Source organism: Methanobrevibacter sp., from assembly GCF_015062935.1.
Classification (GTDB): Archaea; Methanobacteriota; Methanobacteria; order Methanobacteriales; family Methanobacteriaceae; genus Methanocatella.
This window is the reverse complement of sequence record NZ_SUTM01000038.1, coordinates 1-9,163: the sequence shown is the minus strand read 5'-3', so window position 1 is coordinate 9,163 and position 9,163 is coordinate 1. Positions and strand designations below refer to the sequence as shown.

At 39.2% G+C, this 9,163-nt stretch carries 8 protein-coding genes; 5 read left to right on the top strand and 3 right to left on the bottom strand.

Translation table 11 applies throughout. The features are described 5' to 3' along the window. Nucleotides 1–279, top strand: a 279-nt coding sequence (locus E7Z81_RS11900; RefSeq protein ID WP_292747102.1) for a transposase, incomplete at its 5' end; no start/stop codon positions are given. Between the two features lie 73 nt (nt 280–352). On the opposite strand, the gene E7Z81_RS11895 is transcribed toward E7Z81_RS11900, so the two are convergent. The 3 genes from E7Z81_RS11895 to E7Z81_RS11885 all read right to left on the bottom strand — a co-directional run bounded on the left by E7Z81_RS11895 (nt 353) and on the right by E7Z81_RS11885 (nt 4,737). After that, nucleotides 353–2,158: an ABC transporter ATP-binding protein gene (locus E7Z81_RS11895; RefSeq protein ID WP_292748122.1), complete on the bottom strand. Its 1,806-nt coding sequence runs from the start codon at nt 2,156–2,158 to the stop codon at nt 353–355. Further along, on the bottom strand, nt 2,155–3,861 hold the full coding sequence (locus E7Z81_RS11890; RefSeq protein WP_292748120.1) for an ABC transporter ATP-binding protein: 1,707 nt from the start codon (nt 3,859–3,861) through the stop codon (nt 2,155–2,157). The genes E7Z81_RS11895 and E7Z81_RS11890 overlap by 4 nt, the downstream gene beginning before the upstream one ends. A 75-nt stretch (nt 3,862–3,936) precedes the next feature. Then, entirely contained in the window at nt 3,937–4,737 is an 801-nt protein-coding gene (locus tag E7Z81_RS11885; protein ID WP_292748118.1) for a DUF169 domain-containing protein, read from the bottom strand. A gap of 63 nt (nt 4,738–4,800) precedes the next feature. On the opposite strand from E7Z81_RS11885, the gene E7Z81_RS11880 reads away from it, so the two are divergent. The 4 genes from E7Z81_RS11880 to E7Z81_RS11865 all read left to right on the top strand — a co-directional run bounded on the left by E7Z81_RS11880 (nt 4,801) and on the right by E7Z81_RS11865 (nt 8,828). Next, nucleotides 4,801–5,343 carry a ribonuclease H gene (locus E7Z81_RS11880; protein WP_292748116.1) on the top strand — a complete coding sequence of 181 codons (543 nt, stop codon included), beginning with the start codon at nt 4,801–4,803 and terminating at the stop codon, nt 5,341–5,343. 196 nt (nt 5,344–5,539) lie between these two features. Then, nucleotides 5,540–6,400, top strand: coding sequence for a DUF1002 domain-containing protein (locus tag E7Z81_RS11875; protein ID WP_292748114.1), 861 nt, complete (start codon nt 5,540–5,542; stop codon nt 6,398–6,400). Between the two features lie 77 nt (nt 6,401–6,477). Beyond that, the gene (locus E7Z81_RS11870; protein WP_292748112.1) at nt 6,478–8,109 is read left to right on the top strand and encodes a hypothetical protein; all 1,632 of its coding nucleotides are present in this window, start codon (nt 6,478–6,480) and stop codon (nt 8,107–8,109) included. Between the two features lie 89 nt (nt 8,110–8,198). After that, nucleotides 8,199–8,828 (top strand): zinc ribbon domain-containing protein, encoded by a 630-nt coding sequence (locus tag E7Z81_RS11865; RefSeq protein WP_292748110.1) that lies wholly within the window; start codon nt 8,199–8,201, stop codon nt 8,826–8,828. Nucleotides 8,829–9,163: the final 335 nt, after the last annotated feature.

The following is a 9,163-nucleotide window of genomic DNA, read 5'->3' as shown; positions in this document are numbered from 1 at the left end:
AATTTGATTTTTCCCCTATCTGAATTCATAAATAAATTAAAAAAGAAATTTGAATGGTACAAGCCAGAAGCTGAAGGGGTAGTGTTTGTTGATGCCAAAAATACCAGTAAAACATGCCACAAATGTGGCCATATAAATGAAAATTTAGATGTGAAAACACGAGATTGGATTTGCCCGAAATGCGGTGAAAAATTAGATAGGGATGTCAATGCTGCTATTAACATACTTAACCGGTGGAACCCCGGGGGATTGCCTAGAAAGCACTCAATAAACGATTGAGTAATAAAAACAAAACTCTAGGAATCCTCGCCTTCTTCAAGGCGAGGTTGTTCAAGAAACAGTGTGAGGTTATTCATATTATATTCTCCTTTGATTGTGTGTTTAAAGTATTGTAATAATATCCTTTTTCAGCCAAAAGCTCTTCATGAGTTCCCATTTCGATTATCTCACCATTTTCAATGACTATTATTTTATCAGCATTTTTGATTGTTGACAGCCTGTGGGCGATTATGAAACTTGTTCTGTTTTCCATTAACTTGTCCATAGCCTTTTGGATTAGCTTTTCAGTTCTTGTATCAACGCTTGAGGTTGCCTCATCCAAAATTAAAACTTCCTTTTTGGAAAGAATTGTTCTGGCTATTGTCAGCAGTTGCTTCTGTCCGTGGGAAATGTTGTCGCTGTCCTCGTTCAGTACGCTGTCGTAGCCTTCAGGCAGCTGCCTTATGAAATTGTCGGCATAAACCTGCTTTGCTGCATCGGTTATCTCATCTTCTGAGGCGTTTAAATCACCATATCTGATATTGCTTTCAATGGTGTCTGAGAAAAGCCAGGAGTCCTGAAGAACCATTCCAATCAGGGACCTCAGTGAATGCTTGTCATATTCATTGATGTTGATTCCGTCGATTTTTATTGAGCCTGAGTCAATGTCGTAGAATCTCATGAGCAGCTTGACGATTGTGGTCTTTCCCGCTCCGGTTTCACCGACGATAGCAACCTTTTCGCCCTTCTTAACGCTGAAGGTCAGATCCTTGATTATTGTTTCATCCGGAGTGTATCCGAAGCTGACGTTTTCAAAGCTGATGCAGTCATTGACCTCGCTAATCTGTTTTGCTGACGGATTTTCCTCATCGCCGTAGTCCAAAAATTCAAATATCCTTTCGCTTGCAGCCATGGCAGTCTGGATCTGATTCATGACGCGTGTGATTTGCTGTATAGGTCTTGTAAAGCTTTGGACGTACTGGAAAAATGCAAGGATGTCTCCGACGGTGATTGCCCTTTGAAGCACAAATATCGCTCCGAGCACAGCTATCACAACGTATGTGAAATTGGAGACGAAGTTCATCAGAGGACCGTTGAGGCTGGAGTAGAACTGTGATTTCCATTCCTGGTCAAACCACATTTCGTTGTCCCTTTCGAATTTCTCCATTGAGATTTCCTCCTGATTGTACGCCCGGATTATGTCATGGCCTGTGAATGTCTCCTCAATCTGGCCGTTCAGTGAACCCTTATGGACAAGCTGCTTTAGGAAGTAGCTTTGGGAATATTTTGTAATGACTCTGATTACCAGGAATGCTATCGGGATGAGGATTACGGTTGCCAGGGTCATCCAGATGTTGATGGAAAGCATCATTATGAACACTCCCACAAGGGTGATTACCGCTGTTGTCAGCTGTATGAATGACTGGGTGATTCCGTTTTGAAGGGAGTCGATATCGTTGGTTATTCTGGACAGTATGTCTCCCCTTTTGTTTTCCTCAACCATGTCCATCGGAAGAGAAAGTATCTTATCCATCAGCCTTTCCCGCAGATCATAGCTGATTTTGGTGGTTATCTTGATGAGGAAATAGCTTTGAAGGTATGAAAATACCGCACTCACGACATATAAAATCACAACCATGACCAGAAGGTGGACAAGGCCTATGATGTCCAGAGTACCTGTATTGCGGGCAATGTTGTTGATTCCGTCATAGATTATTGTTGTTGCTTCACCGATAAATAAAGGTGCAATGATCGTGAATGCCGTTGAAAGAATGGCGCATATGACTGTAAGGATTAATCTGAACTTATGGTCCTTTAAAAGTGACATTATGTTTCTAATGGCCTTCCTGTTGTCGACGGGCTTTTCAGGAGGCTTTCGTCTTATAGGCCTTGGACTCATGACAATGCCTCCATTGTATCAATCTGCGTGTTTACGATTTCCCTGTAGATTTCACAGCTTTCAACCAGTGCCGTGTGTGTTCCACGGTCCACGATTTCGCCGTTGTCGATTACAAGTATCTCGTCGGCGTCCATGATTGTTGAAATTCTCTGGGAAACAATCAGGATGGATGAATCCTCAAGGCTTTTGAGGTTCTCCTTGATTTTCCTTTCGGTGTTCATGTCCAGGGCTGAAAAGCAGTCGTCAAAAAGATAGAAGTCATGAGTGCCGATGATTGCCCTGGCTATTGATAATCTCTGCTTCTGACCTCCTGAGAAGTTGGACCCTCCCTGTGTCACCTCTTCCGAGAGGTCCTCCACAAAGTCGACCTGCGCAAGGCTCAGAGCGCTTCTGATTTCATCGTCTGTCGCATCATTTTTTCCGGTCTGTATGTTGGAGCGGACGGTTCCCTGAAAGAGTATCGCCTTTTGGGGAGTGAAGCTTATCTTGTCCCTGAGGGTTTTCAGCTTGAAGTCCTTGATGTTTTTCCCGTCAATAAGGATTTCACCGGAGGTCGGGTCCTGAAGGCGGGGAATCAGATTGAGAATTGTTGACTTTCCGCTTCCTGTTCCGCCGATTATTGCAGTGGTTTTTCCGGGCCTTAGGCTGAAGCTGATGTCTTTAAGAGTTTCCTTTTCACTTCCAGGATACTCGTAGCGGACATGCCTGAACTCGATTGTGGAGTTTGGACTGATTTCATCCAAATCACCGTCGGTTATTGTGATTTCGGTTGTAAGGACCTCATTGACACGCCTTCCTGAAACAAGAATCCTAGGCAGAATGATGATGAATGCCCCGATCATCAGAAACGAGGTCACAATCTGTGTTGCATACTGGATGAATGCGATGATGTCTCCGGTCAGGATTGAGCCTGTCATTGCATCATATGCCCCGTAATATAGAATCAGGACAATCATCAGGTTCATAATCAGTGTCATCAGCGGAAGCATGATTAGCATTGTCCTGAATACGTAGATGTTTACATCATAAAAGTGCCTGTTTACCTTCTCGAATCTTTCACGCTCATAATCCTGCCTTACAAACGCCTTGATTACAGGTATTCCAATCAGAATTTCCCTTGATGTCTTGTTGATTTTGTCGATGATTTCCTGGGTGATTCTGAAATACGGCAGCACCCTGACCATAACGATTACAAGAAGGACAACCACGGCCACAAATGTGACTGCAATAATCCATGAAAGGTCGGTTCCAAGCTCAAAGGCCTTTATGATACTTCCGACTCCCAGAAGAGGCGCAAAAAGCAGTGTTGTAAAAATCATTGCAAGAACGCCCTGAAGCTGGTTGATGTCATTGGTTGACCTTGTAATCAGCGAGGACCTTGAAATCTCATTCAGCTCATGGTTTGAGAATTTTAAAACTTTCGAATAGACAATTTTTCTCAGGTCCTTTGCATATCCGGAAGACACCCTGCTTGAAAAATAGGACACGCCAACTGTTGCAAGAGCGGATATCGCCACCATCAAAAGCATCATCTCGCCCGTTGCCATGATAAAATCGAAGTCTGTGTTTTGAATACCGATATTTACAATGTCTGCAGTATACTGCGGCAGTGTCAAATCGCAGTAAACCTGGATAATCAGAAAGAGAAATATCGCAAAAATGTATCCGATTTTATTTTTCAGTGGCGTGATTAATTGTTTCATTGGTAAATTATTAGATTTTATAAATTAATAAATGTTTTAATTTAAAAAAAAGTTAAATTGTCCGAAACAATCGGACTATTTGAATTTCTTCCACAGGTCGGTTTGAAGAACGCTTGTCTCGCTCAGCTCCTCAAGCTTCAGGAACAGCTCCCATGGCATTGAAAGATTCATGTATTCATTCGGTATGAAATGCTTCATCTTGCCCCTTCCGGCAAAGTCAATCGGTCCGAGAACCGGTTTCGGATCATCGCTTTCAGCCTCCCTGAAAACAAAGTTTCCGATTGCCTGGCATGCTGAGGCCTGCGGGGTCATGATGCAGGCATTGTTGGCCCTGAAAGATGAGTTGATTTGTGTCAGGACGGTCAGCTCCATAGGATTGACTGTAAATATGACTGATTTTGGAATTTCATCATCCTCAAGATTTTCAAGAGCCTTGAATATCACGTACTGGCCCTCATCATAAACAGGCCTTGACTTGATGCCGCTTTTTGCCGTTTCAAAATCGCAGTATATTCTCTCGCCGTGCCTGAACATTTCGCTTGTGTGTTTCGGCATGTGGCTTAATCTCTCTTCGTAGGCTGCTCTATCGGGAGCGGAGTCGACGCCCAATGAGAGGAATGTTGCCTGAAAGTCAACTGCATCCTCATTGGCCATGCCTGAACCCCATCCGAAGCCTACTGATATTCCTCCGCATGTGATGTGCTCACGGCCGAAGTATGTTGTCTTTCTTTTTGCAATGGTCTGTGCAACAAAGCTCATTACGCAGCCGCCCCTTTCGCCTTTAGGGCCTGTTGCATCTTCCGGTTTGGTGTCTGATTTTAGAAGTGCAATCGGCGGAAACTGCATTTCTAGAATTTCTGAAATTTTGCTCTGCATATTTAACTACCTCTGATTAAAGTATATTTATCATCATATTAAATATTATATAAGGTGACAGACATGGATACTTACTCTTATTTTACAGACGGTGCTGCAACAATGGTCAACAGGGGCGGAAAATACCTTCGCTGTGAAGGCGGCTGGGCATATATCAGATGTTTTAATGGCGAGGAGGACTCAAGCCAGTCTGGTGGGTGCAGGCTAACGACCAACAACGAAATGGAACTCTATGCGATATACGCCTCCATGAGAGACTTTCTCGACTGTTGTACTGATGGGGATAAAATCGAAATCTACACTGACAGCGGATACTGCATTGGAATTTTCACCCAATGGGCCAAAAACTGGCAGAAAAGGGGCTGGAGGAAATCCAATGGGAAGGTTATTGAAAATCTGGAACTAGTTAAGGCAATCTGGAATCTGATGGGTGAAATTGAAAATAAAAACTGTGAACTGCTCTTTGTCAAGGTCAAGGGCCATTCGAACAATGTGATGAACAATGCTGCAGACAAACTTGCCGTTGAGGCTAAAGGGGTTGCCAAAAGGACAGGTGAGACTGTAGGCTACAATGGAATGGATGATGTGCTTCTGGGCACCAAGTAGATATTTGACACATTGCTAAATTTTTAATTTCAAAATTAATAAAATTGAATAATTTTTAAAATTTTAGCATATATTATTGTATATTTTTTATAATCTTTTTCTGAACTTTTGAATTTTTAGAAAATGTCCAGAAAACTGTAACATTTAAATACTACTTCGACTAACTAAAAATAGGAATTTACAGAGGTGATATAAAATGCGTAAAATTACTATAGCCATCTTGGCTTTAATCGTACTCGCCATGATCATTCCTATTGGATTTTCAGGCGAAGCAAATTCCGTCGTAGTAACTTATGGTGAAGCAACTCACTCAAATTCAGATTACAAATCAACTGTTGATGACTTCTTTAAAAGTCAGGCAAATGTAGATTTAAACGGCGCTGATTCAAAAATAATCACTGCCGATCAGGTAAATAAAATATCTACTGGAATAACAGGTAAAACTTACAGTTCCAATCAAATATTGTCTTCAGCACTTGTGGATTTAAACGACAATGCAAAATTGCAGGTAAGTGTTGACAAATCAAAAATCACAACTGTAACAGGCGACATGTACATTTCAGCCTTAAAATCCGCTGGAATTACAGCAGGTCATGTTTATGTAACAAGCCCTGTATCTGCAACAGGCGAATCAGCCCTTGCAGGAATCATGAATTCATACGAAGCGGCTACAAACGTTGAAATTCCGGAAAAAGTAAAAGAGGCTGCAGCTGACGAGATCAGCACACAGGCAGAAATTGTCGACAACTCAGGTGTCGACCCAAATTCACTTTCAAAACTGGTGGATGACGTAAAACAGGAAGTTTCAAAAGACAATATTACAGACCACAACACAATTGTGAACATCATTAACAATTATGTTCAAAACAATAACATTAACATAACAAATACTGATATTGAAAACCTTGCAGATTCCATTGAGCAGGTGCAAAACGTTCAAGGGGATGTAAACTACTATAAAGGTCAGGTAAGTGGCTTTATGGGCAATGCAACAAGCAACGGCTTTTCAATTGAAGGCATCCTAGACTGGATTAAATCCTTCATAAACGGGATTTAATTCCCCTTATTTTTTTTCAAAATATTTATTATCATTGAATTATATATTTTTACATATCGTTAACAAAGGTGTGTGAAATGAAGAGAATATTATCAGTAATTTCAATAATTCTTATTCTATTTTTAACTTTTTCTGCTGTTCAGGCGGCAGACAATGAAACAACAGTCAAAGACAAGACATTTGAAGCAATCCAAACAGCAATCGACAATTCATCACAATCCAGCATAATATATCTTGAAGGCACATATCAAGGTTCAGGTAACGAGATAACAATCGAAAAACCGGTTACTATTGAGGGAAAATACAGTGCCGTACTTAATGCAAAATCAAGTTCACAGATATTCAAGATCCATGCAGATGGCGTCACCCTGAAAAATCTGAATATCATCAATGGAGTTGTGGATACTCCGTCAGGAATCAACTACGGGGGTGCAATCAATGCAGAAGGCAATAACCTTAAAATCATAGACTGCAATTTCTCAAAATCCTCTGCAAGATATGGGGGCGCTATATACTCTCTCGGTGAAAATGTATCAATTATCAACTGCAGATTCACCCAAAACACTGCAGAATACAGTGGAGGAGCATTTGAACTTGATGGAGCCAATAACTATGTAGATAACTGCATTTTCACAAATAATGTAGGATATCACGTTGGAGGCGACGTTGCATGGGTAGGCATCAACGGCGTATTGAAAAATTCCGTTTTCAACTCCATTTCCGATACTTCAAAAGCCAGTCAGTTTGGAGGGGCAGTGGTATGGATGGCTTCAAACGGAACTCTTATGAAATCTGTATTCGACGGATATCCTGCCAAAAAATACGGATCTGCAATATACTGGAGAGGAGACAACGGAACAGTTTCATATTCAATATTCAATACAACCACTCCCTACTGGGGAAATCCTGATTATGCAACAGATAATTACTGGGGATTGAATATTAACTCCTCTGATGAGTTTACACAAAACCAGTTGATTTTCTGGAATGGAAACTATACCTCAGCAGACAGATGGGTAAATATCATTGAACAGGGAGACTATGTAAACTTCACATCCAACGAACAGACTCCTTTAGGAGAGTACCTGCCTGACTATAAGCTTAACTCAACAGTGACAATCGTCAACAATACATTCAAATATCCAATGGAAACCAAAATAATCGCATCCAATCTCATAACATACAGTTTATATGATGGAAAAACATTAAAAATCACACTTAAGGATTCAGACAATAATGCAGTGGCTTCAAAAACAATAAAAATCAAACTCAATGGAGTAACATACACTAGAAAAACAAATTCCCAGGGTATAGTCAGTTTGAAAGTAAATCTAAAGACTCCTAAAACCTATATTGCATCAGTTGTCTTTGAAGGAGATAAGGGATATAAAGCTATCAGTAAAAATGTTAAGGGCACTGTCAAAAAGCAGAAATCTACATTAACACAAAAAATTAAGGTTCTGAAGCTTAAAAGCAAAAATAAAATTATTAAGGTGCTTTTAAAGGACCAATTCAAAAAAGTGATGTCCAAAAAGACAGTCAAGTTAACCATCAACAAAAATACCTACACTGCCAAAACAAATTCAAAGGGCATTGTCTCTTTTAAGGTTACATTGAAAGCTAAAAAAACTTATAAAGGTACTGTCAAATTTGGTGGAAATAGCTATTACAATAGCATTTCAAAAAAGATTTCCGTTAAAGTAAAATAAGTGGAGTATTATGCTCCTATTTATTTTTTTTCAAGTTATCAAAATATTTTTATATTGTTATTAACATATTAGTAACAAAGGTGTTTTAAATGATATACTCAAAATTTTGTCCAAATTGCGGAAGTGAAATTGGTGATGATGATGTTGAATTTTGCACCGAATGCGGTTGCAATCTGTCACATCCAATTCTTAAAGCGAATAATAAATCAAAGGGATTTTTCGATAATCTGGTTGAAAAAACAAGCTTTCCAGTAATAATTTTCTCATTTATAGTGTTTGGAATATTCCTCTTTGTCGGTGCTTTTGTATGGTCATCATTCATGGCTAATGGTTCAATTGATTTGATTACTTATCTGATGTTGACTATTGTTTTTTCAGTATTCTTTGGAGCGATATTTGTCGGATACTTCGGATGTAATGATGAATCTTATGTTGTTCCTAACTTTTCAATGTATCTTGGAAGTATTTTTGCAGTTGTTTTGTGTGGAATCGGTTTGATTTTCACATTTTTAATGGGTATTCTGGGAGTTTTAAGTTCAGCCTTATCATCCAGTCCATTGGCTTCATCTTATGGTAGCTCATATCAATCCACAACTCCAAACTATATTCCGTCCATAGATTTGAGCGGATATTTCAAAATAATATTGTTCATATTGCTGATTCCTGTTGCAGCATATGGAGGAATCTATCTGGGATATTTCTTAAAACAGAATATCTAATTTATTTTTTTTTTTACATTAACATTAACGATTTTAAAAATCCTATTGAAATCGACTGTAGGATATATATCCCTTCAAATCACGGGATTTAAAAACAAAAATGCATCCGTTAATGTTAATGTGGATTTAATTATTTTTGAAGTTTTCACATTAACTATTGTTTAGAATAATGGTAACTGTAATTTAATTGCATATCTCATTCAACTAATTTTCACTATAATTACATTAACATCTCAAAATTATTTTTAAAATATTCAAAAGGCTCTTTCAAAAACTTAAGTGATTCGGATTAAAAAATTTTTGAGGAGCAAGATTTTTTTCTTTTCTAATTTTTC

Coding starts and splice junctions, on each gene's coding strand:
- E7Z81_RS11890 (WP_292748120.1), bottom strand. CDS start 3,861: ATGAAACAATTAATCACGCCACTGAAAAATAAAATCGGATACATTTTT.
- E7Z81_RS11885 (WP_292748118.1), bottom strand. CDS start 4,737: ATGCAGAGCAAAATTTCAGAAATTCTAGAAATGCAGTTTCCGCCGATT.
- E7Z81_RS11875 (WP_292748114.1), top strand. CDS start 5,540: ATGCGTAAAATTACTATAGCCATCTTGGCTTTAATCGTACTCGCCATG.
- E7Z81_RS11895 (WP_292748122.1), bottom strand. CDS start 2,158: ATGAGTCCAAGGCCTATAAGACGAAAGCCTCCTGAAAAGCCCGTCGAC.
- E7Z81_RS11865 (WP_292748110.1), top strand. CDS start 8,199: ATGATATACTCAAAATTTTGTCCAAATTGCGGAAGTGAAATTGGTGAT.
- E7Z81_RS11880 (WP_292748116.1), top strand. CDS start 4,801: ATGGATACTTACTCTTATTTTACAGACGGTGCTGCAACAATGGTCAAC.
- E7Z81_RS11870 (WP_292748112.1), top strand. CDS start 6,478: ATGAAGAGAATATTATCAGTAATTTCAATAATTCTTATTCTATTTTTA.